Annotated in this window: 24 protein-coding genes and 2 pseudogenes; 15 read left to right on the forward strand and 11 right to left on the reverse strand. The window is 59.8% G+C overall.

The window, feature by feature from the left end; translation table 11 throughout:
* Positions 1 to 113: 113 nt before the first annotated feature.
* Positions 114 to 1058, reverse strand: coding sequence for a sensor domain-containing diguanylate cyclase (locus GJU48_RS10625; protein WP_094953549.1), 945 nt, complete (start codon positions 1056 to 1058; stop codon positions 114 to 116).
* A gap of 245 nt (positions 1059 to 1303) precedes the next feature.
* Between GJU48_RS10625 and GJU48_RS10630 the strand changes: the two genes are divergently transcribed.
* Complete coding sequence (locus GJU48_RS10630; protein ID WP_094953548.1) at positions 1304 to 1552, forward strand: DUF1652 domain-containing protein; 249 nt, start codon at positions 1304 to 1306, stop codon at positions 1550 to 1552.
* On the opposite strand, the gene GJU48_RS24870 is transcribed toward GJU48_RS10630, so the two are convergent.
* Together GJU48_RS24870 and GJU48_RS10635 are read right to left on the reverse strand one after the other, a co-directional pair.
* Positions 1549 to 1689 carry a hypothetical protein gene (locus GJU48_RS24870; RefSeq protein WP_176463011.1) on the reverse strand — a complete coding sequence of 47 codons (141 nt, stop codon included), beginning with the start codon at positions 1687 to 1689 and terminating at the stop codon, positions 1549 to 1551. The genes GJU48_RS10630 and GJU48_RS24870 overlap by 4 nt on opposite strands.
* Before the next feature lie 505 nt (positions 1690 to 2194).
* Positions 2195 to 2557, reverse strand: a complete 363-nt coding sequence (locus tag GJU48_RS10635; RefSeq protein ID WP_094953547.1) for an NUDIX hydrolase — start codon at positions 2555 to 2557, stop codon at positions 2195 to 2197.
* A gap of 126 nt (positions 2558 to 2683) precedes the next feature.
* Here GJU48_RS10635 and GJU48_RS10640 point away from each other — a divergent pair, with 126 nt between their 5' ends.
* The 3 genes and pseudogenes from GJU48_RS10640 to GJU48_RS10650 all read left to right on the forward strand — a co-directional run.
* The gene (locus tag GJU48_RS10640; RefSeq protein ID WP_094953546.1) at positions 2684 to 3664 is read left to right on the forward strand and encodes a Gfo/Idh/MocA family protein; all 981 of its coding nucleotides are present in this window, start codon (positions 2684 to 2686) and stop codon (positions 3662 to 3664) included.
* Between the two features lie 89 nt (positions 3665 to 3753).
* Positions 3754 to 4395, forward strand: coding sequence for a ribonuclease T2 family protein (locus GJU48_RS10645; RefSeq protein ID WP_094953545.1), 642 nt, complete (start codon positions 3754 to 3756; stop codon positions 4393 to 4395).
* Between the two features lie 281 nt (positions 4396 to 4676).
* A pseudogene (locus tag GJU48_RS10650) lies at positions 4677 to 4790 on the forward strand (IS3 family transposase); the annotation flags it as partial.
* 223 nt (positions 4791 to 5013) lie between these two features.
* Here GJU48_RS10650 and GJU48_RS10655 read toward each other — a convergent pair.
* Positions 5014 to 5361 carry a hypothetical protein gene (locus GJU48_RS10655; RefSeq protein WP_094952686.1) on the reverse strand — a complete coding sequence of 116 codons (348 nt, stop codon included), beginning with the start codon at positions 5359 to 5361 and terminating at the stop codon, positions 5014 to 5016.
* 91 nt (positions 5362 to 5452) lie between these two features.
* On the opposite strand from GJU48_RS10655, the gene GJU48_RS10660 reads away from it, so the two are divergent.
* Together GJU48_RS10660 and glsB are read left to right on the forward strand one after the other, a co-directional pair.
* The gene (locus GJU48_RS10660; protein ID WP_094952687.1) at positions 5453 to 5797 is read left to right on the forward strand and encodes a hypothetical protein; all 345 of its coding nucleotides are present in this window, start codon (positions 5453 to 5455) and stop codon (positions 5795 to 5797) included.
* A gap of 54 nt (positions 5798 to 5851) precedes the next feature.
* On the forward strand, positions 5852 to 6760 hold the full coding sequence (glsB, locus tag GJU48_RS10665; RefSeq protein ID WP_094952688.1) for a glutaminase B: 909 nt from the start codon (positions 5852 to 5854) through the stop codon (positions 6758 to 6760).
* 44 nt (positions 6761 to 6804) lie between these two features.
* On the opposite strand, the gene GJU48_RS10670 is transcribed toward glsB, so the two are convergent.
* Together GJU48_RS10670 and GJU48_RS10675 are read right to left on the reverse strand one after the other, a co-directional pair.
* Entirely contained in the window at positions 6805 to 7308 is a 504-nt protein-coding gene (locus tag GJU48_RS10670; protein ID WP_094952689.1) for a signal peptidase II, read from the reverse strand.
* Positions 7309 to 7402: 94 nt separating this feature from the next.
* Complete coding sequence (locus tag GJU48_RS10675) at positions 7403 to 7696, reverse strand: DUF6124 family protein (RefSeq protein ID WP_094952690.1); 294 nt, start codon at positions 7694 to 7696, stop codon at positions 7403 to 7405.
* 362 nt (positions 7697 to 8058) lie between these two features.
* Here GJU48_RS10675 and GJU48_RS10680 point away from each other — a divergent pair, with 362 nt between their 5' ends.
* A complete protein-coding gene (locus tag GJU48_RS10680) occupies positions 8059 to 8751 on the forward strand; it encodes a M24 family metallopeptidase (protein WP_094952691.1) in 693 nt (230 codons plus the stop codon).
* 413 nt (positions 8752 to 9164) lie between these two features.
* Here the strand turns inward: GJU48_RS10680 and GJU48_RS10685 are convergent, their stop codons facing one another.
* The 3 genes and pseudogenes from GJU48_RS10685 to GJU48_RS10695 form a co-directional block, all read right to left on the reverse strand.
* Positions 9165 to 10409 (reverse strand): saccharopine dehydrogenase family protein, encoded by a 1245-nt coding sequence (locus GJU48_RS10685; RefSeq protein WP_094952695.1) that lies wholly within the window; start codon positions 10407 to 10409, stop codon positions 9165 to 9167.
* A gap of 28 nt (positions 10410 to 10437) precedes the next feature.
* Positions 10438 to 11535, reverse strand: coding sequence for a carboxynorspermidine decarboxylase (locus tag GJU48_RS10690; RefSeq protein WP_094952696.1), 1098 nt, complete (start codon positions 11533 to 11535; stop codon positions 10438 to 10440).
* Positions 11536 to 11607: 72 nt separating this feature from the next.
* Positions 11608 to 11835, reverse strand: a pseudogene (locus GJU48_RS10695) (hypothetical protein); the annotation flags it as partial.
* A gap of 139 nt (positions 11836 to 11974) precedes the next feature.
* On the opposite strand from GJU48_RS10695, the gene GJU48_RS10700 reads away from it, so the two are divergent.
* From GJU48_RS10700 to GJU48_RS10735, 8 genes are all read left to right on the forward strand, one after another.
* Positions 11975 to 12325 (forward strand): c-type cytochrome, encoded by a 351-nt coding sequence (locus tag GJU48_RS10700; RefSeq protein ID WP_155295984.1) that lies wholly within the window; start codon positions 11975 to 11977, stop codon positions 12323 to 12325.
* Between the two features lie 177 nt (positions 12326 to 12502).
* Positions 12503 to 13522 (forward strand): LacI family DNA-binding transcriptional regulator, encoded by a 1020-nt coding sequence (locus GJU48_RS10705; protein ID WP_094952698.1) that lies wholly within the window; start codon positions 12503 to 12505, stop codon positions 13520 to 13522.
* The gene (locus GJU48_RS10710) at positions 13506 to 14510 is read left to right on the forward strand and encodes an ABC transporter substrate-binding protein (RefSeq protein ID WP_094952699.1); all 1005 of its coding nucleotides are present in this window, start codon (positions 13506 to 13508) and stop codon (positions 14508 to 14510) included. Before GJU48_RS10705 ends, GJU48_RS10710 begins: the two co-directional genes overlap by 17 nt.
* On the forward strand, positions 14511 to 15329 hold the full coding sequence (locus tag GJU48_RS10715; RefSeq protein ID WP_094952700.1) for an ABC transporter permease: 819 nt from the start codon (positions 14511 to 14513) through the stop codon (positions 15327 to 15329). It abuts the gene before it with no gap.
* Positions 15326 to 16120, forward strand: coding sequence for an ABC transporter permease (locus tag GJU48_RS10720; protein WP_094952701.1), 795 nt, complete (start codon positions 15326 to 15328; stop codon positions 16118 to 16120). Before GJU48_RS10715 ends, GJU48_RS10720 begins: the two co-directional genes overlap by 4 nt.
* Complete coding sequence (locus GJU48_RS10725) at positions 16117 to 17148, forward strand: ABC transporter ATP-binding protein (RefSeq protein WP_094952702.1); 1032 nt, start codon at positions 16117 to 16119, stop codon at positions 17146 to 17148. The genes GJU48_RS10720 and GJU48_RS10725 overlap by 4 nt, the downstream gene beginning before the upstream one ends.
* 9 nt (positions 17149 to 17157) lie before the next feature.
* Positions 17158 to 17991, forward strand: a complete 834-nt coding sequence (locus GJU48_RS10730) for a phosphodiesterase (RefSeq protein WP_094952703.1) — start codon at positions 17158 to 17160, stop codon at positions 17989 to 17991.
* Between the two features lie 137 nt (positions 17992 to 18128).
* The gene (locus tag GJU48_RS10735) at positions 18129 to 19448 is read left to right on the forward strand and encodes an OprD family porin (RefSeq protein WP_094952704.1); all 1320 of its coding nucleotides are present in this window, start codon (positions 18129 to 18131) and stop codon (positions 19446 to 19448) included.
* A 44-nt stretch (positions 19449 to 19492) separates the two neighbouring features.
* On the opposite strand, the gene GJU48_RS10740 is transcribed toward GJU48_RS10735, so the two are convergent.
* Positions 19493 to 19939 carry a GNAT family N-acetyltransferase gene (locus GJU48_RS10740; protein ID WP_155295985.1) on the reverse strand — a complete coding sequence of 149 codons (447 nt, stop codon included), beginning with the start codon at positions 19937 to 19939 and terminating at the stop codon, positions 19493 to 19495.
* Positions 19936 to 20193 carry a GFA family protein gene (locus GJU48_RS10745; RefSeq protein ID WP_155295986.1) on the reverse strand — a complete coding sequence of 86 codons (258 nt, stop codon included), beginning with the start codon at positions 20191 to 20193 and terminating at the stop codon, positions 19936 to 19938. Before GJU48_RS10745 ends, GJU48_RS10740 begins: the two co-directional genes overlap by 4 nt.
* Between the last annotated feature and the right edge of the window lie 59 nt (positions 20194 to 20252).

Raw genomic sequence — 20252 nt, forward strand, 5'->3', positions numbered from 1 at the left:
TTTCTCAATCGATACTATAGCCGGGCGTTCACCTCCCACGGTTTATGCATTTTTAAATCCCAAGTTTCCATCAGCTACTTGGGATTTTTTTTGCCCGAAATTTGACCTCGGCGTCAAACTTCACTGTCGGCAAACTCTGCCCGCATACGCCCATTACGTTTGGCCTGGTACAGCAACTTATCGACTGACTCGATAAACGCCAGCATATTACTGTTGGGCGTAACGATATGCGTACCGACCCCCAGGCTCAGGGTCAGCAGCTTGGAAACCGCCGAAAAGCCATGCTCGATCTGCTGCTGGCAAATCAGATGCAAGCAACGCCGTGCCACCTGCCGCGCCGACGCCGCATCCGTCTCCGGCAGCAACCACACAAACTCCTCGCCGCCGATACGCGCAATGAAATCCCGTGGCCGGTTGGCCGCCAGCGACAAGGTGCGCGCCACCTGGCGCAAGGCTTCGTCGCCCTTGATATGGCCGTAGTGATCGTTGTACTGCTTGAAAAAATCGATATCGAGGATGATCAACGACAGCGGCAACTGGCTGCGCTGGGCGCTGGCCCATTCGCGCTCCAGCACGGTGTCGAACATGCGCCGGTTGGCGATGCCGGTGAGGCCGTCCTGGAAAGAATATTCCTCCAGTTGTTTCTGCAGGCGGATCAGGTGCTCTTCGGTCTTTTTGCGCTCGCTGATATCGAACATGAAGCCGATCAACGCTTCAACTTCATCGCCCTTGCGCACCACATGCACCACATCACGGATCCACACATAGTCGCCATTTACTGTCAGCGCGCGGTAGTCGGCCTCGTGATCCTCACCGGCGCGCGATTGCGACACGCAGAAATTCACCACGTATTCACGGTCGTCCGGGTGCATGCGTTCGACCCAGTCGTCCACGCTCACCCAGCTTTGCGGGGCCCAGCCCAGCAGCGCTTCGATCTGCGGGCCGATATAGCTGAAGGTCATGGTCTGCCAATCGATGCGCCAGGGGATGGCCTTGGTTGACTCCAGCAGCGTTTTGTACACGGCACTGTCGGGCGGGCTCGGTGGAGTCAGGCTCATGGCGGCGGCTCGGAATGATGGCAAAGAGCCAAGATCGTGTTTTGAACGACGCCGAGAGTCAAGCCTTCGGCATCGCAGCAGACGAGAGGTCGCGTGCTGGGTTTTTGGCGCCAGCACGCCAGCGTTTACACGGCAAAATGCGGCACATGTATCACTTTTGAATTAATTGTTCAGTGGCCGGCAAAAGCTTATCTATGCTGGATGCATCACACCTACAGGGTCGAACCCAGAGACGGGGTTTTGTCATGATTCCGATCACCGAACTCAACCGCATCATGGCCGCAGGCTTCCTGCCGCTGTCGTGTGATTGCAGCCTCAACAGCGACGGCTCGTTGCGCATCAGCGTGTTCGAGCCGGCGTCCGGGCGTGTCGACCTGTTGCTGACCCGGGTCTCGCCCCAAGGCCTGGATAGCGTGCGTTCCATCGCCAACCTGATTGGCGAACTGCGCACCGAGCTCAAGGCCGGGCGTCGTGGCTTTGCGGCATTCGGCTAGCTATTGACGGTGCTGGTTGGGGCAGTGATTGCGCTGTAGTAGCGCCAGCAGCAATGCCGGTGTTCCGGCAGGATTACGCAGCCGCTGAGGCTGACGATCAACAGGGCGGCAACCAGCCTATAAAGGCGACGGGTCATGATATTTCCTCAGTGTGTGTACGGCGTTACTCCTTGAACGCCGCCACCTGTAAAAACCCGTCGCAATGCTTTCAAACATTTCATCAAGCGCCGCCATCCCCTGAGTAATACTCGTCTCAACCACCTGAGTGGTAGAAGCAGAAGCACAGCAACACACACTCTGTCTGATGTACTGGGATCCAACTGTGGGAGCGGGCTTGCTCGCGAATGCGGTGGTTCAGTTACAAATAAGCTGACTGACCCACTGCATTCGCGAGCAAGTCGAATCGGCGCACTGCTGCTCCCACAATTTTGACCGAGTTTAGCTGCCACCACTCAATTTGGGGTTTTCTCGGAAACGTCCTGCGAGGGAAAGGGAAATATCGGCGATGACCCGATTAAACAGGCTGGACGAGCGAAGACGAAATCTTCAGCCGCTGCCGCGTTCGTCAAATCCTTTGTCGAACGGCAGAAAGCAAGTGAGGTAATGAAGCGAGGTTTGCTGAGCAGCGTGTAGAGCGCGCAATTACAGGCGACGTAGGAAGGATCTGACGATGTGCCGGGTGGCGTCGGTGGTGTCCAGTTCGTCCAGGGCGCCATAGGCGTGCCACCGGCAAGCGACGATCTCGTTGCGCGGCCGCGCGTCGGCAATGTTTACCACCGAGGCTTCGAACACGTGGTGCACGGTGTCGCGGGCCTTGAGTTCCTGCAAGTACAGCAAGCCGTCCACGTTTAACCCGGTTTCTTCTTCCAGCTCGCGCTCGGCTGCACCGACCGGGCGCTCATCACGCTCGACCTTGCCGCCGGGCAGTGCCCATTTTGATCTGGCCTTGCGCACGAAGAGGATATGCCCCTCGTGTTTGCAAATGACCGTGGCTCTTATTTTCATCGAGTGTGCCCCCGCGCGGGATGAGTGTCATAAAAGTGTAATGCAATTGTCATGCTAAGTGCTTATAGCGCACAGGGGTGGGGATGTGGATACTGACCGATTGATGAAAACGGACGAGGACAACAGATGACTACCGTACGTTGGGGCATGATCGGCTGTGGTGATGTAACTGAGTTGAAGAGTGGACCCGCTTTCTACAAAGCGCCAGGCTCGGCCCTGGTGGCGGTGATGGGGCGCCGTGAGGCGGCCGTGCGCGATTATGCGGCACGCCATGGCATTGCGCGTTTCTATACCGACGCCCAGGCACTGATTGACGACCCCGAAGTAGACGCGGTGTACATCGCCACACCGCCTGACAGCCACCTCGAATACAGCTTGATGGTGGCCGCGGCCGGCAAGCATTGCTGCGTCGAGAAACCCATGGCCCTCAACGCCGAGCAAAGCGCGTTGATGCAGCGCACCTTCGAGCGCGCCGGGCTGCACTTGTTTGTGTCCTACTACCGCCGCTCGTTGCCGCGTTTCCAGCAAGTACGTGACTGGCTGCGCGACGGGCGCATCGGTGAGTTGCGCCAAGTGATTTGGACGTTTACCAAGCCGCCAGCCGCCGCCGACACCAGCGCCGCCAACTGGCGCACTGACCCGACGATCGCCGGCGGTGGCTACTTTGCCGACCTGGCCAGCCACGGGTTTGACCTGTTGCAGTACCTGGCCGGCGATATCGTCGAAGTCACCGGGTTCACCGCGCGCCAGGCCGGGCTGTATGCGGCGGAAGATGCGGTGACGGCCTGCTGGACCTTCGGCTCAGGTGCGCTGGGCATGGGGTGCTGGAACTTCGTCGCGGACCGTCGCGAAGACCGCGTCGAGCTGATCGGCAGCCGTGGCCGCATTACCTTTGCGGTATTCGAAAACCAGCCGTTGCGCCTTGAAGGCGAGGTTAACGAAGTGCTCGAAGTGCCTCACCACGAACATATCCAGTGGCATCATGTGCTGGCGATGAACGCGCACATTCGTGGCGAAGCCGAGCATCCTTCGCTGGCGATCGAGGCGTTGAAGACCGATCGAATTCTGGACAAAGTATTGCAGCGCAATCCCAACCGTCCTGAGTAGTTTTCCAACCCGTTGTGTTGCTTTGGCCACTATCGTTTATGGCCGCCGGTTTCAACAATAGCGGCTTACTTTTTTCAAGGATTAGAGGGATGAACTACAAAACAACATGGATGGCAATTTGCCTGGTGCTGGCCAGTATGGCGACGCAAGCGGCACCCCGGGAGCAGCGGCCGGCGGGGGATTTTGATTTTTATGTGCTGTCGTTGTCGTGGTCGCCGACCTTCTGCCTGACGCACCCCGGCAACGAACAGTGCACAGGCAAAGGCTATGGGTTTGTGCTGCATGGGTTATGGCCGCAATACGCCAAAGGCGGCTGGCCGGCGTCGTGTGATGCGCAATCGCGACTGTCGACAGAGGACTTGGCCAAAGGCGCGTTGATGTTTCCCACCCAGGCCTTGCTCAAGCATGAATGGACCAAGCACGGCACGTGCAGCGGGCTGGACGCTTCGGGTTACCTGGAGGCGACCGATAAGGCATTGGCGGCGGTGCAGATTCCGCAGCAATTGCAGCCATTCAACGTACCGAATTACCTGGAAGCTGGGGAAATCGCGGCGCTGTTCCGTAAGAGCAACCCGGCCATGGGCGACCATGGCATGGCGGTGATCTGCAAGGGCAAGGAGTTGTCTGAAGTGCGCGTGTGCCTGAGCAAGGAACTGCGCTTTGCCGGTTGCCCCAAGAGCGTGAAGAGCCAGTGCCGTGGCGGTGATATTCGCATCCCGGTGCAGCGCTGATCAGGTGCCCGAGTGCAGTGAAATGGCGGCTGGCGTGGCATTCGCCGCTCCGGCGCGGTCCGCCAGGTAACGCGCTTGCGTTTTCATAACCCGGTCCGCGGTCGCCTAACCATTAGCTGTCCAACTTTTGGGGCGCACTTCACTTTTGAATTGCACTCGGTAAAAAATGTGGGAGCGGGCTTGCTCGCGAATGCGGCGTTGAAGTGCGCCCCAGAGTTGGACACTCGTCCAACTCCTGAGGCTGAAGCGAGCAACAAGCTCGAAACCATCACAGTTGCTCAGACGCGCAGGCCGGGCTGGATAAGTACATCCATTACTACAACCATAAGCGAATCAAAACGAAGCTTGGCGGACTGAGCCCTGTGGCTTACAGAACCCGGTCCGCGGTAGCCTAACCATTAGCTGTCCAACTTTTGGGGCGCACTTCACATCGCAGCAAGCCGCTCCCACATGGTTAGGTGGCGCCATCAGTCCACGCAAATCGCCCGGCCCAGCTTGCCTTTCTCCACCGTTGCCGAGCAGCCGAAGTGACTGTTGTCCACCTGGCACGTGCCCGCTACAGGACTTCACGGCCTCATCGCAGGCAAGCCCGCTCCCACATGGGTTAGGTGGCGCCCATCAGTCCACGCAAATCGCCCGGCCCAGCTTGCCTTTCTCCACCGTTGCCGAGCAGCCGAAGTGACTGTTGTCCACCTGGCACGTGCCCGCTACAGGGCCGTTACCCGATTGCGTGGTCACGCTGGTCTGGCACTCACCCTCACACTGGCTCGAATCAGTGCAGGCCTTGCCCGCGTCCTTGTATGGCGTGATGCACTTCCAGCTCTGCAACTTGCCGACCTGCCTCATCGTGCCACCGCCCGCCAGGCAGGTGGACGCGGCGGCGTCCTGTGCCGGTGCAGCGGTGGGCGAGTGGGTGGAGCAGGCCGATACCAACAGCAGGGCGGCCAAGCCAATCATCAATTTCATGCAAAAATCCTCATGGAGTCAGCGCAGTAGTGCAGTGTACGGGCGATTGGACTACTTTGATTGGCGAGCGATCCCTACCTGGAACTGACCCATGCACACCTTATGGAAACGCTATTTAGCTTTGCTGGAAAACGACCTGAGCACGCAGATTTTCGACAACGTAAAAAACCTGCTGGTGTGCGCGCTGCTGTTTGCGGCGGGGACCAATACCTTGCTCGGGCAACGTGAACTGTTTATCGGCGTGTTCGCCTCCAGCGTGGCGGGCTGGGGCCTGATTATTTTGTCCGCCGTGTTGATGGTGTTGAACATCAGCGACGGCATTCGCCGGCTGGCCAAGCTGCGGTATCACCTGGTGCTGCAACTGTTGCTGATCCTGGTTTACCTGGTGATTGCCGAGCGGGTGGTGGAGATAGTCTGGGGCTTTCGGGCGCATTGAAGTATCCTCCGCGCCCCGCTATCACTGATTCAAAGAAACATGACCGGACAAGACATGCAGGCGCTGCTCGAGTCGATCCTCGACGAAGTTCGTCCACTGATCGGCCAGGGCAAAGTCGCCGACTACATCCCCGCGCTGGCCGACGTGCCCGCCAACCAACTCGGCATCGCCGTGTACGGCAACGATGGCTCGGCCTATTGCGCCGGTGATGCCGATACCCTGTTTTCGGTGCAGAGCATTTCCAAGGTGTTCAGCCTGGTGCAGGCCATCGACCACGGTGGCGAAACCATCTGGGAACGCCTGGGCCACGAGCCGTCGGGGCAACCGTTCAACTCCATGGTGCAGCTGGAGTTCGAGCGCGGCCGCCCGCGCAACCCCTTCATCAATGCTGGCGCGCTGGTGATTTGCGACATCAACCAATCGCGCTTCGCCGTGCCGATCCTGTCGATGCGCGACTTCGTACGGCGCCTGTCTGGTAACCCGCACATTCTGGTCAACAGCGTCGTCGCCGACTCCGAAGCCCAACACGGTGCGCGCAACGCGGCCATGGCGTACCTGATGAAGTCCTTCGGCAACTTTCATAATGACGTGGATGCGGTACTGCACAGCTACTTCAACTACTGCGCGCTGCAGATGAGCTGCCTGGACTTGGCCCGCGCCTTCAGCTTCCTCGCCAACGAGGGCGTAAGCGCCCACAGCGGCGAACAGATCCTGACCGCGCGCCAGACCAAGCAAGTCAACTCGATCATGGCCACCAGCGGGCTGTATGACGAGGCGGGCAACTTTGCTTATCGCGTGGGCTTGCCGGGCAAGAGCGGGGTCGGCGGCGGGATTGTTGCGGTGGTGCCGGGGCAGTTTACGGTGTGCGTGTGGTCGCCGGAGCTGAATGCGGCGGGGAACTCGCTGGCGGGGATGAAGGCGTTGGAGTTGTTGAGTGAGCGGATTGGGTGGTCGGTGTTTTGAGGGGCTGGGGATTGACGGCGGGGGCCGTAGATCCCCATGGATACCTAAGCTTTGCGCGGCTTCACGAACAGATCGAGCATCAGGAACAATGCGCCGGCAGTAATCGCAATATCGGCAATATTGAACACGCCGGTATGCGTTGGCCCGACGTTCAGCACCATGTAGTCAACCACATGACCGTCCCGAAATACGCGGTCGATCAAGTTGGCAATACCGCCCAAGGCAATCGCATAAAGCGGCAAGACCTTACGCAGCGGCTGGTTCCAATTGGAAAGCGACCACCACGTAGCCCACGCGACCACGATGGCCACGCCGACGATAAAAATCAGCTGTTTGACCTGCGGCGGCAACGCCGCGCCCAGGCTGAGGAATGCGCCGGGGTTAAGGCTCAGTTCCAGCGCCAGGTTGATTGGGTTGGGGCCGATTTTAAAACTGCTGGCTTGCAGTGAAACCAGGGCCAGTAGCTTTACCAACTGGTCGACGGCAATAAAGGCGATGCCGGCGAGGAGGGCGAAGGTGCGGCCTCGCAGTAGGGGTGACGTGCTCAAGCGGTAACTTCCTGTTTCGGGCTTTCGATAGAGCGCCAGAAGATAGCTCAGGCGCTTTATCTCGTCCATCTCAGGCCACGGTGCCGTCTACCAGCTACTGCACGCTTTCCAGCATCCTGCAAATGCCCAGCGCGACATTACGTTGCGAACCCTCGATTTCAAAGGCCATATGGTTGGCGATTTCGCAGACGGACGCCAGGTCCTGGGAAGCATTGACCAGCAAGGTTTCGGTGCCCAGGTCGGCGCGCACGGTGAAGATACCTTCGCTGGGTTCGGGAATGGGTTTGCCGGGGTTGAGGTAGTGGCTGATCGCGCGGTAGGCCACTTCGTGCAGGGTGCTGGTGTCGAAGTCTTGCTGGCCTGGGGGATTTGGGCTGTCTTTAATCATGGTCAAGCTCCTTTATAAATGGAACTGCCACAATTCGCGGTCAAACGAAATAGGGTGGCAGCTATACGCGGGTTGACCGACCGGCCAAAAGAGCAACACCGGCATACCCGAAGGTATCCCGCGCACAGCTGCCGCGACACGATACATCAGGCGTAAAAAAACGCCCAAGATCGGTGTTAGCGCATTTGCTCTTTTGGAGTCGGACGGTCAAATCCGGTCGCTGAATCGGCAGCGACGTCGAAGAGGTTAGTCAGCGCACTTCCGAGCGACAACCTGAAACCACTGTGGGAAATGTCCGAGAGCACCCTGCGTCGAGCACTCTGCAATCGCGTAAGCTGCACCGACTCAAGGAAGAAGCCGCGATGCCCAAACCGTCTAATGATGTCGTCCAAACCGCAGCAAAGTGGGTGTTGCAGCAGCTCATCGCTTGCATCACGCCCGACTCGACAGAAACCTCCATCGCCCGACGAGCCACGCAGTTACTCAACGAAGCCGGCTACCCAGACACCTGGTACTACGACTGCCCGGCCTTTGTGTTACTCGGTTCGCGCAGCCTGCTTTCCGTGTCCGGCCGCGACTATCAGCCTGCTGAGGAGCCGGTGGGAACACACAACCTGATCACCGTGGACCTAAGCCCAAGGTCTGACAGCCATTGGGGCGATTGCGCGCGTTCGTTTTACATGGAGGAGGGCGTCTGCCGAGCGGTGCCGACCGGCGTTGAATTCAGCCGAGGCCATGCAGCCGAGCACGCATTGCATGAGCGCATGCGGCGGTTTGTTCGGCCTGAAACCACCTTCAATGAACTTTATGAGTTCGCCAATGATTTGATCGAGATCACCGGTTTTGAGAACCTGGATTTCGCCGGGAACGTTGGTCACAGCATCTGCACGCAGCGTGATCAGCGGCTTTACATAGAAGCGGGCAACCACCGGCGTCTTGAGGAAGTAGCGTGTTTTACCTTCGAGCCGCATATCCGTGAGCGCGCAGGCCGCTGGGGTTACAAGCACGAAAACATCTATTTTTTTGATGGCGAGGGTGACGCCTGCGAGCTATGAGCCAGGCGCAAACCACTGTACCCAGCCCGCCAATAACAGCAAGAGTACCCCGACGCACAGCAGCGCGGCGTACGCCGGCCGTACGCGGCGGATGCGGTCTTGCAGTGCGCCGATGGCGCAGAGTGCAATGAGCAGCGCGAACACCCAACTGGGCAGGTGCCTCAACACGCGCCAACTGAGGACGGCGCGAGAGTCTTTCTGGGGTGGACCACCACGCGGCATTGGTTACTGCCGCCGCAGGACGTCGCTTCAAGCCGGGCGGTTGAGCAGCAGTGACGCAAGAGATCCAAATGTGGGAGCTGCGGTGCGACGATTCGACATTTAGATCCTCAGTGTGCTGACGAATCTCTCTGTGCCCAAACAAAAAATGCGCCCCTGAGGGCGCATTTTTTTGTTCAGTCAGCCACGGCCTTTTAGGCAATCGCATCCCAAGCACGGTCACCGTTCTCGTCTTTAATCCGAGTCGGCAGCCCCATCACGTCCAGCGCTTTGAGGAACGGCTCCGCTGGCAGTTCCTCGACGTTGGCCATGTGTTTCACATCCCACTCGCCACGCGCAACCAGCAGCGCTGCGGCCACCGGTGGTACGCCTGCGGTGTAGGAGATGCCCTGGCTGTCGGTTTCGGCAAAGGCTTCTTCGTGATCAGCCACGTTGTAGATGAACATCTCACGTGGCTGGCCATCTTTGGTGCCTTTGACCAGGTCGCCGATGCAGGTCTTGCCGGTGTAGCCTGGGGCGAGCGAAGACGGGTCGGGCAGCACGGCCTTGACCACTTTCAACGGCACCACTTCCAGGCCTTCGGCGGTGGTGACCGGCTTTTCGGAGAGCAGGCCGAGGTTTTTCAGCACGGTGAACACGTTGATGTAGTGTTCGCCGAAGCTCATCCAGAAACGCACGTTGGGCACGTCGAGGTTTTTCGACAGCGAGTGCACTTCATCGTGGCCGGTCAGGTACAGGTTTTGCGAACCGACTACCGGCAGGTCGTCGGTACGTTTGACTTCGAACATGGTGTTACTGGTCCACTGGCTGTTCTGCCAGCTCCACACCTGCCCGGTGAATTCGCGGAAGTTGATTTCCGGGTCGAAGTTGGTGGCGAAGTATTTGCCGTGGGAGCCGGCATTGACGTCGAGAATGTCGATCGAATCAATGCGGTCGAAATGCTGTTGCTGCGCCAGCGCGGCATACGCGTTGACGACACCCGGGTCGAAGCCCACGCCAAGGATGGCGGTGATGTTCTTCTGTTTGCACTCTTGCAGGTGGTTCCACTCGTAGTTGCCGTACCACGGCGGGGTCTCGCAGACTTTGCCCGGCTCTTCGTGGATGGCGGTGTCGAGGTACGCAACGCCGGTATCGATGCAGGCGCGCAGCACCGACATGTTGAGGAAGGCGGAACCTACGTTGATGACGATCTGCGAGTCGGTCTCGCGGATCAGGGCCTTGGTCGCTTCCACGTCCAGGGCGTTCAGCGCGAAGGCTTGGATGTCGGCGGGAACCTTGAGGCTACCCTTGGCCTTGACGCTGTCGATGATGGCCTGGCATTTGGAGATGTTGCGCGACGCGATAGCAATACGACCGAGTTCGTCGTTGTGCTGCGCGCACTTGTGGGCCACCACCTTGGCGACACCTCCTGCACCAATGATAAGAACGTTCTTTTTCAATTGCTTTATTTCTCCTATATCCGCCAGCTTACGAAAGGCTGGACAGGTAGTCGTCGTAACCAAATTCACGAACCACCTCGACTGTACCGTCGAGTTGTTTCACTACGATGGACGGCATTTTCAGGCCGTTGAACCAGTTTTTCTTGACCATGGTGTAGCCTGCGGTGTCGATGAACGACAGCCGATCGCCGATGGCCAGCGGACGATCAAATTGATACTCGCCGAAGATGTCCCCGGCCAGGCAGGATTTACCGCACACCATGTAGGTGTGTTCGCCCTCGCTCGGTGCCAGCTTGGCGTTGAGGCGGTAGATCAGCAGGTCCAGCAAGTGGGCTTCGATGGAGCTGTCGACCACGGCGAGGTTTTTGCCGTTGTAGAGGGTGTCGAGCACGGTGACTTCCAGGGACGCACTGTTGGTGATCGCCGCTTCGCCGGGTTCCAGGTAGACCTGCACGCCGTACTTCTCGGAGAACGCCTTCAAACGGGCGCAGAACGCGTCGATTGCGTAGCCTTCACCGGTAAAGTGAATGCCGCCGCCGAGGCTGACCCACTTGACCTTGTGGAGCAACTCACCGAAGCGTTCTTCGATGGTGCCCAGCATCTTGTCGAACAGGCTGAAGTCGCCGTTCTCGCAGTTGTTGTGGAACATGAAGCCGGAGATCTGTTCGATCACGCCTTCGATCTTCACCGGGTCCCACTCGCCCAAACGGCTGAACGGGCGCGCCGGGTCGGCCAGCAAGTAGTCGGAGCTGCTCACCTGTGGGTTCACACGCAGGCCACGGGTCTTGCCCTCGGAGCGCTCGGCAAAACGCTGCAGCTGGCTGATCGAGTTGAAAATGATCTTGTCGCAGTTATCCAGCATCTCTTCGATTTCATCGTCGGCCCAGGCCACGCTGTAGGCGTGCGCTTCGCCTTCGAACTTCTGGCGGCCGAGCTTCAACTCATACAGCGACGACGAGGTGGTGCCGTCCATGTATTGCTGCATCAGGTCGAAGACCGACCAGGTGGCGAAGCACTTGAGCGCCAGCAGAGCCTTGGCGCCGGACTGTTCGCGCACGTAAGCAATCTTCTGCATGTTGACCAGAAGTTTCTGTTTATCGATGAGGTAGTACGGCGTTTTGATCATTTTTGAGAGCCTGCGGCGGTGCCTGCCAAAAAAGGACACGCATTGTGCCCGCACTTGGATCAGATCGAAAGGTTAGCGGGCGGATTTTGCCGGGATTCGATTCACGGTCGCCGGTGACTCTGGCGAAACTTCGTGACTGTTTAACGTATGGCTGCGCAAATACGCCGCCATCGCGGCGAAGCGTTGACGGGTTTCGTGCTCGAACAGGCGGTTGGCCAACGGGTCCAGCAGCCAGCCGAGCCAGCGCGGGCGAAGGCCGACGTTAAAAGTGTAGATCAGCTCCGAGGTGTCTCCCGAAACCAGGGGTTTTGTTTGTCTCGCATTTGATGCCACAGCACCCGCTTTAGAATTCAACGGCTCGTCTATACACTAGCCTGCGTACACCTGCTGGGGCCTGCCCTCGATTCAGACCTGACTCATACAACAAGACCCTATAAAAATGAAAGCAGTGTTCATCGCCACGCTGGGAATGTTATCGCTAATCCATACACCCCTGTCCTTCGCGGACAGTGCCAATGGGAAAAACCTGTTCTTACACCGGTGTGCCATGTGCCACGGGGCAGATCTCAAGGGAACAGGACCACTCGCGAATAAGAGCAACCCTCCTACACCTAACCTGACAACACCTGTTTTCAAGAAACGACTCAATGATTATCCGGGCGTTATTGTATCGTCGGTAATACTCCGCCCCAATGGAGACTTGATTCCAAGAACGTTGCGAGAGAACGGCGTGAAGGTACCGCCGCACGCTTGGACGATTAACGATCTGCGCGATTTAAACAATACATGAGGTGTATTCGAAAGTCGATGATAATAGGCAGGGTGCGCAGTATAAAGGCAGATGATCTGCGGGGCGCTAGCGCGGCAGCACATTCGGCCGACATCAAACCGTCATCTGTCCACCACTTTGCTGCCATATTCCGCCGTTACTGTCCTCGCCAATGAGATCGATCTCAAGCGAGTGACAATGACTGACCTGAAAGACGTTGCGCAGCTGGCCGGCGTATCCCGCGCCACCGCCGCCCGCACCTTTGCTTCCCCCGACCAAGTGCGCCCGGCCACCCGTGAGCAGGTGTTCGCCGCCGCCCGCGAGCTGGGCTTTCGACCGAATCTGCTCGGCCGCCAACTGCGCCTGCAAACCACCCAGCTGATTGGCGTGGTGGTGCCCAACCTGCTCAACCCGGTGTTCGCCGAACAGTTCCAGGCCATGGAACGTGCCGCCCGGCTGCGCGGCTACAGCCTGGTGCTGGCGACCACCGACTACAGCAGCGAACGCGAGAGCATCGTGGTGGAGGAACTGCTGCGCCAGCGCGTCGACGGTTTGGTGCTGACGGTGACCGATGCCGAAAGCAATAGCGTGCTGAACAGCCTCGCCAGCGAACAAACGCCGTTCGTGCTGGCTTATCACCAACCGAGCAACCCCAACTACAGCGCCGTGTCGGTCGACAACCGTGCAGGTATGGCCCTGGCCACACGTTATTTGCTGGAAGCGGGGCACCGGCGCATCAGCATGGTCGCCGGCCCCGCGTTGCAGTCCGACCGGGCCCGCCTGCGTTACGCCGGCTATTGCGACGCGATGCGCGAGTTCGGTGTGGACAGCCGCCCGGTGATCGAAATGCCGGCCCACACCCAGGCCGAGTTCAAGGTGATCGAGCCGTTCCTCCAAGGCCCCCACGCGCCCACCGCGCTGGTGTGCTCCAACGATTTCCTGGCGATCAGCTTGATCGCTGAGCTGCGCCGCAACGCCTGGAATGTGCCCGAGCAACTCTCGGTAATGGGCTTTGACGGCATCGCCCTCGGCACCCAGATGCACCCGACCCTGTGCAGCGTGGTGCAGCCCATCGGGCTGCTGGCCAGCACCGTGATTGATCAACTGCTGGCGCAAATTGCCGGTAACGCTCCGATTTCCCATTGCCTGCCGTGCCATATCCGGCCCGGCGAAAGCACTCAACCCCTTGAGGAGACACTTGATGCGCGCGTTCAGTAAAACCCTGGCAGCCGTGCTGCTGTGCGGCATGGCCCACCTGGCCCAGGCGGCCGAAACGGCGATTTGCTACAACTGCCCACCCGACTGGGCTGATTGGGGCAGCCAACTCAAGGCCATCGCCGCCAACACAGGCGTGCAAGTGCCACTGGACAACAAGAACTCCGGGCAGTCCCTGGCGCAGTTGGTGGCGGAGAAGGCCGCGCCGGTGGCTGACGTGGTGTATTACGGCGTGACCTTCGGCTTGCAGGCGCAAAAAGCCGACGTGGTCGGCACCTACAAACCCAAAGGCTGGGAGCAGATTCCCGCTGGTTTGAAAGACCCGACCGGCCATTGGTTCGCGATCCACACCGGCACCTTGGGCATCATGGTCAACGTCGATGCGCTGGGCGGTTTGCCGGTGCCGCAAAGCTGGGCCGACCTGCTCAAGCCTGAATACAAAGGCATGGTCGGTTACCTCGACCCGTCCAGCGCGTTCGTCGGCTACGTCTGCGCCGTGGCGATCAACCGTGCCCTGGGCGGCGACCTGGATAACTTTGCCCCGGCCATCGACTACTTCCAGAAGCTGGCGAAAAACGCGCCCATCGTGCCCAAGCAAACCGCCTATGCGCGGGTGCTGTCCGGTGAATTGCCGATCCTGGTGGACTACGACTTCAACGCCTACCGCGCGCGCTACAAGGACAACGCCAACGTCGCGTTCGTGATCCCCAAAGAAGGCAGCATCAGCGTGCCGTACGTGATGAGCGCGGTGGCCAATGCGCCGCACCGCGCCAACGCTGAAAAGGTCCTCGATTTCGTGCTTTCCGAGCAAGGCCAGGCCCTCTGGGCCAAGGCCTACCTGCGCCCGGTGCGCCCAATGAAAATGCCGGCCGACGTCGCCGCGCAGTTCCTGCCCGACAGCGACTACGCCCGTGCCGGCGTGGTGGACTACGAAAAAATGGCCGCTGTGCAGGAAGCCTTCGCCGCCCGTTACCTGAACGAGGTCAAGTAAGTGGCAGCATCGGCAAAACACGCCGCCTGGGCATTGGCCCCGGCCTTTGCGGTGCTGTTCGCGTTCTGGCTGCTGCCGCTGGCGCACTTGGTAGTGCTCGGCGCCGAGAGCCGCGACAGCCAGGGCAGCGGTTACTGGCAGGTGCTGAGCAGCGCGCAGTATTTGGGCAGCCTGGCGCAGACCTGTGTGCTGGCCGTTGTCGTGACGCTCACAGCGTTACTGATCGGCGGCATCAGCGGCGTGTTTCTCGCGCGTCAGCAGTTCTTTGGGCGTTCGGCGTTGGTGGCATTGCTCACCTTTCCCCTGGCGTTTCCTGGCGTAGTGGTGGGCTTCCTGGTGATTCTGTTGGCCGGGCGCCAAGGCCTGTTTGCCGTCCTGGGCCTGCAACTGGCCGGTGAGCGCTGGATCTTCGCGTACTCGCTGGCGGGGTTGTTTGTCGGCTACCTGTACTTCTCGATTCCGCGGGTGATCCTCACGGTGATGGCGGCGTGCGAAAGCCTCGACCGCAGCCTGGAAGAAGCCGCGCATTCGTTGGGGGCCGGGCATTGGCGCGTGGTGTGCGACGTGATCGTGCCTGGCCTGGCGCCCGCGCTGGCGTCCTGCGGAGCAATCTGCTTCGCCACCTCCATGGGCGCCTTCGGTACGGCTTTTACCTTGGGCACGCGGCTTAACGTCACCCCGGTGGCGATCTACAACGTGTTCACCAACTACGCCAACTTTGCCGTCGCCGCCGCGCTGTCGGTGGTGCTCGGTGCAGTGACCTGGGCCGTGTTGCTGCTGACGCGGCGCCTGGTGAAAAACGCGGGGACGGTCCTGTGAAGCGCTCATCGCTGTTCGTGATTCAACTGCTGTTCACCTTGCTGGTGTGCGCGTTCATGTTGGTGCCGGTGCTGATGTCGTTGCTGGCCGGGTTGACGCGTAATTTCTTCGTCGGCCTCTCCAGCGGCCTGACCTTCGACTGGCTGGTGCAGGTGTGGCAGGCCTACTCGCCGACGGTGTGGCTGTCGCTGCAATTGGCCCTGGCCTGCGCGGTGTGCGTCTGCGTGGTCGGCGTGCCGGCGGCCTACGCCCTGGTGCGCATGAACAACCGCTTCAGCCGCGCCTTCGAGGAGTTGATGGTGCTCCCGGTGGCGATGCCGGGGTTGGCCAGTGCGTTGGCGTTGCTGCTGACCTACGGCCAGTTCGGCACGTTCCGCAGCAGCTGGTTGTTCATCCTTGTCGGCCATGTGCTGTTCACCTTGCCGTTCCTGGTGCGCCCGGTGATGGCGGTGATGCAACGCCAGCAACTGCCGGTGTTGGAAGAGGCTGCAGCCAGCCTCGGCGCGGGGCCGATCAAGCGCTTTTTCAGCGTGGTGGTGCCCAACTGCCGGGCGGGGATTCTGGCGGGCGTGCTGATGGTGGTCACCCTGAGCTTGGGTGAGTTCAACCTGACCTGGATGCTGCACACGCCGATGACGAAAACGCTGCCGGTGGGTTTGGCCGACAGCTACGCCTCGGCGCGCCTGGAAATCGCCAGTGCCTACACCCTTATCTTTTTGCTGATGATCGTGCCGCTGCTGATTGCATTGCAGGCCATCAGTGCTCGTTTGTCCCGTGGAGAGCGTCGATGACCGCTATCACTATCCGCCTGCAAAGCTGTCGCAAGGCATTCGCCGACGGCACCGTGGCCGTGCATGACTTGAACCTGACCGTCGAAGGCGGCGAAACCCTGGCGATTCTCGGGCCGTCTGGCTGTGGCAAAACCACCACCTTGCGCCTGATTGCCGGGTTGGAGCGCCCGGATGTCGGCCAGGTATTTTTCGGCGATCAAGACGTCACGCGCCTGCCCATTGAGCGGCGTGATGTGGGCATGGTGTTCCAGAACTACGCGCTGTTTCCCAACCTGGATGTCGCCGGCAATATCGTCTATGGCTTGAAGATTCGCGGCGTGTCAGCGCCTGAGCGCAACAAACGCTGCGAAGAACTGTTGGAGCTGGTGGGCTTGCAGCACCACGGCCGGCGCAGCATCCATGAACTCTCGGGCGGCCAGCGTCAGCGTGTGGCCCTGGCCCGCGCCCTCGCACCGCGCCCCAAAGTGCTGTTGCTGGATGAGCCGCTGGCGGCCTTGGATGCGCAATTGCGCGAGCGCTTGCGCAGTGAGTTGGATCAACTGCTGAGCGGGCTTGGCATCACCTCGGTCTTCGTCACCCATGATCAAGGCGAAGCTATGGCCCTGGGCGACCGCATCCTGGTGATGGAGCAGGGGCGCGTCGCGCAACTGGCCAGCCCACGGGAGATTTACCAGCAGCCGGCCAACGCGTTCGTCGCAGGCTTCGTCGGCAACCTCAATGCTTTTACCGTGCTGGATCGCACCGCCCACGGCTTGAAAGTCTGCGGCGGCGAGCTGCCGTGGCACGCGCTCGATTTGCCGAGCACGGTGTACTGCCGTCCCGAACACCTGCGTGTGATGGAAGACGAAGGGCACCTGCACGGCCACCTGGTGGCGCAATTCTTCCAGGGCGCACAAAGCCGCTTGCTGGTGGATGTCGGCGGCCCGCAACCGCTGCTGGTGGACAGCAGCGACAACCAACTGCACCGCGTCGGCGCGCCGATTGCTCTGGCGATTGCGCCGCACATGTTGTTCACCCTGAATGCGTGAGAGCCTATTTTGAACCGTCCGTTTCTTGTCGCTCAGATCAGCGACCTGCACCTTAAAGCCGGCAACCGCCTGACCTATGGCGTGGTGGATACGTTGGGCGCACTGCGCCGTGCCGTCGACTACCTGAACGCCAGCTACCCACGGCCCGATATTGTGGTGATCAGCGGTGATCTGGTGGACTTCGGCCGCGCCGATGAATACGCCGTGCTGCATCCGGAATTGGCGCGCCTGCACATGCCTTGCTACCTGGTGCCCGGCAACCACGACACGCGTGGGCCGTTACTGGATGCTTTTGGTGATCACCGTTATTTGCCAGCGTCGCCAGACGGCCCTTTGGATTGGGTGGTGGAGGAGCATCCGCTGCGCCTGATCGGTCTCGATTCGACCATTCCCGGTGGTCACGGGGGCCAACTGCTCGACAGCCAGTTGCAGTGGCTTGACGACCAATTGGCGTTGCGCCCTGAGGCGCCGACCTTGCTGATCCTGCATCACCCGCCGTTTATCAGCGGTATCGGCCATATGGACCGCGAACCCTTTATCAATGCCGCCGCCCTGGAGCGCGTCATCGCCCGTCACCCGCAAGTGGAACGCCTGCTGTGCGGGCATCTGCATCGGCCGATGCAACGGCGCTTTGGCGGCAGCTTGAGTTGCGTGTGCCCCGGCACTTCGCACCAGATCGTGCTCGACCTGCAAGACGCCGCGCCCGCGCATTTCAACTTGGAGCCGGCAGGTTATCTGCTGCACCGCTGGGATGAGCAGCAGGGTGTGATCAGCCACAACGGCGTGTTCGGGGACTACCCGGGGCCGTATCCGTTTTATGACGCTCATGGATTGATTGACTGAGGTTTTACGGAGGTTCACTTCACTCAACTAAGCACTTAAACGTTCGTTAACGCGGCGGCCAGCCCAAGTTGGCCGCGTGCATCCTGCTGCCTTTTTTAAGCGCCCGGAACTTGGATTCCGCGCCGGAGTTCGTCCTGATGAAAGCCACTTTGAATGTATTAAGCGTATTGACCGGCGGCCTGGGTATTGCCCTGAGCCCCTTGGCCTCGGCTGATTTCTTGAGCGACAGCAAAGCCAACTTGAACATGCGCAACTTCTACTTCAATAACGACAACCGCGACGGCGCCGCTGCACCGTCGAAGACTCAAGAGTGGGGCCAGGCGTTTATCCTTAACTACCAGTCGGGTTTTACCGATGGCACTGTCGGCTTTGGTTTGGATACCGTCGGCATGCTCGGCGTGACCCTCGACAGCGGCGCCGGCCGCCATGTGGGCAGCTCGATGATCCCCACCGCTGACGGCAAGGCCGCCGACAGCTGGGCGCGTGGCGGCGCGACGGCCAAGGCGCGTGTTGCCAAGACCGAGCTGCGCTACGGCTACCTGCGCCCAAACCTGCCGATCCTGGTGAGCAACGATGGCCGCCTGTTGCCGCAATCCTTCGAGGGCGGGCAGGTCACCAGTAAAGACATCGACAACCTGACCCTGATCGGCGGCCAGCTGCAGCACACCACCGGCCGTGGCTCCAGCGATCGCAGTGGCCTGGCGGCGGCGGGCGGCACCCAAGAGAGCAACAAATTCAACTACGCAGGTGCCGACTATCAAGTGAACAAGGACCTGCTGGTCCAGTACTACTACGCCAACCTCGAAGACTATTACCAGCAGCACTTTGCCGGTTTGATCCATGTATTGCCGCTTGGCGACTACGGCTCATTGAAAACCGACCTGCGTTACTTCAAGACCACCGCAGACGGCAAAAACAGCAACGCCGCCGGGCGTGCCGAAGGGTATAAATTCAGCGGCTACACCAAGAACGGCAGTGGTGAAATCGACAACAACACCTGGAGTGCCGCGTTTATCTACTCCTTGGGCCCACACGCGATCACTGCCGGTTACCAGCAAGTCTCCGACGACAGCAACTTCGCCCAACTCAACCAGGGCGGCCTGGTCAACAAAGGCGAGGGCGGTTCCAGCCTGTACCTCTACACCGACTGCACCGTGCAAACCTTCATCCAGGCCGGCGAACGCACCGTCTTCGCGCAATACGCCTACGACTTCGTCGCACTGGGCCTGCCGGGCCTTAAGGCGTCGGTAATGTACTTGAAAGGCGACCATATCCTCACCACCGCTGGCAACACGGCCAGCGAATGGGAACGGGATATCTCCCTGGATTACGTGGTGCAAAGCGGCACGTTCAAGAACGTCGGGTTCGGCTGGCGTAACGGCGTGTCGCGCAGTGAAGTGGCGCGGGACCAGGATCAGAATCGGGTGTTTGTGAGTTATTCGATTCCGTTGATGTAAGTCGTCAAGTCGCTTGAGCCCCAATTCACCCTTGGGGCTTACGCTTAATCGCTGCTGCAACCCAGCAGAATCCAACGGCGCCCTTGCGCATGAATATCAACACTAAACTTCATGGCGCTTGGACTCTCCGTGGAAAGACGCACTGCTTGAAACTGTTTAGCGGCGTATTCCAGTAAATAGCTGACTAACGCCCCACCAATACGACGCTTGCGCATCGTTGGATCAACGTATATCCGTCTTAGCCGGCCGGTTTCTGGACCTGCGTATGGGTCGCGGGAAAGACCGCCAACTGCAAGCAATTGGCCGTGACGAAAGACGCCTACAAGGCACTCTCCCGGTTGGTCAAACCGATTTGTGCAGTTTTCCCACTCGGTGATAAGCCGCGTCAGGAACCTGAACCCTTCGGCAACGGCCTGCGCTTCCAGCTCACGGAGCTGCTCGGGAAGCTCTTCGAGCTTGCGTATCGAAAAGGCTTCGCTGGCCGGTGTCATACAGAGTCCTCGCAAAACCAGGCAGCCTTGGATTCAAGGCAGCTGTGCGCCTGATTGCGCGCAACAAAAGGCGTGTCTAGCGTGCCGAGTGCGATGGAAACCCATCCTCGGTAAAGCCCATTGGCATCAGACCAGAATAGCGATGATCCACACCGTGAACAGAATTGGCGAGTATGGGTGACGGCTTTTAATCGAGTCGAAACCTGATAGTTGATAGCACCGCATAGGCAACTGCCTTGAGTCACTGCATCCATGTTGGTGGGTCTCCCAAGAAGTACCACCCTAGTTTATTTCAGCGCGCAGAGGCTGTGGT

Source organism: Pseudomonas sp. IB20, from assembly GCF_009707325.1.
Classification (GTDB): Bacteria; Pseudomonadota; Gammaproteobacteria; order Pseudomonadales; family Pseudomonadaceae; genus Aquipseudomonas.

What these genes read in the sequence shown, in the direction of transcription:
- GJU48_RS10625 (WP_094953549.1), bottom strand. Translation starts at nt 1,058, where the DNA reads ATGAGCCTGACTCCACCGAGCCCGCCCGACAGTGCCGTGTACAAAACG.
- GJU48_RS10630 (WP_094953548.1), top strand. Translation starts at nt 1,304, where the DNA reads ATGATTCCGATCACCGAACTCAACCGCATCATGGCCGCAGGCTTCCTG.
- GJU48_RS24870 (WP_176463011.1), bottom strand. Translation starts at nt 1,689, where the DNA reads ATGACCCGTCGCCTTTATAGGCTGGTTGCCGCCCTGTTGATCGTCAGC.
- GJU48_RS10635 (WP_094953547.1), bottom strand. Translation starts at nt 2,557, where the DNA reads ATGAAAATAAGAGCCACGGTCATTTGCAAACACGAGGGGCATATCCTC.
- GJU48_RS10640 (WP_094953546.1), top strand. Translation starts at nt 2,684, where the DNA reads ATGACTACCGTACGTTGGGGCATGATCGGCTGTGGTGATGTAACTGAG.
- GJU48_RS10645 (WP_094953545.1), top strand. Translation starts at nt 3,754, where the DNA reads ATGAACTACAAAACAACATGGATGGCAATTTGCCTGGTGCTGGCCAGT.
- GJU48_RS10655 (WP_094952686.1), bottom strand. Translation starts at nt 5,361, where the DNA reads ATGAAATTGATGATTGGCTTGGCCGCCCTGCTGTTGGTATCGGCCTGC.
- GJU48_RS10660 (WP_094952687.1), top strand. Translation starts at nt 5,453, where the DNA reads ATGCACACCTTATGGAAACGCTATTTAGCTTTGCTGGAAAACGACCTG.
- glsB (WP_094952688.1), top strand. Translation starts at nt 5,852, where the DNA reads ATGCAGGCGCTGCTCGAGTCGATCCTCGACGAAGTTCGTCCACTGATC.
- GJU48_RS10675 (WP_094952690.1), bottom strand. Translation starts at nt 7,696, where the DNA reads ATGATTAAAGACAGCCCAAATCCCCCAGGCCAGCAAGACTTCGACACC.
- GJU48_RS10680 (WP_094952691.1), top strand. Translation starts at nt 8,059, where the DNA reads ATGCCCAAACCGTCTAATGATGTCGTCCAAACCGCAGCAAAGTGGGTG.
- GJU48_RS10690 (WP_094952696.1), bottom strand. Translation starts at nt 11,535, where the DNA reads ATGATCAAAACGCCGTACTACCTCATCGATAAACAGAAACTTCTGGTC.
- GJU48_RS10700 (WP_155295984.1), top strand. Translation starts at nt 11,975, where the DNA reads ATGAAAGCAGTGTTCATCGCCACGCTGGGAATGTTATCGCTAATCCAT.
- GJU48_RS10705 (WP_094952698.1), top strand. Translation starts at nt 12,503, where the DNA reads ATGACTGACCTGAAAGACGTTGCGCAGCTGGCCGGCGTATCCCGCGCC.
- GJU48_RS10710 (WP_094952699.1), top strand. Translation starts at nt 13,506, where the DNA reads ATGCGCGCGTTCAGTAAAACCCTGGCAGCCGTGCTGCTGTGCGGCATG.
- GJU48_RS10725 (WP_094952702.1), top strand. Translation starts at nt 16,117, where the DNA reads ATGACCGCTATCACTATCCGCCTGCAAAGCTGTCGCAAGGCATTCGCC.
- GJU48_RS10735 (WP_094952704.1), top strand. Translation starts at nt 18,129, where the DNA reads ATGAAAGCCACTTTGAATGTATTAAGCGTATTGACCGGCGGCCTGGGT.
- GJU48_RS10740 (WP_155295985.1), bottom strand. Translation starts at nt 19,939, where the DNA reads ATGACACCGGCCAGCGAAGCCTTTTCGATACGCAAGCTCGAAGAGCTT.
- GJU48_RS10745 (WP_155295986.1), bottom strand. Translation starts at nt 20,193, where the DNA reads ATGGATGCAGTGACTCAAGGCAGTTGCCTATGCGGTGCTATCAACTAT.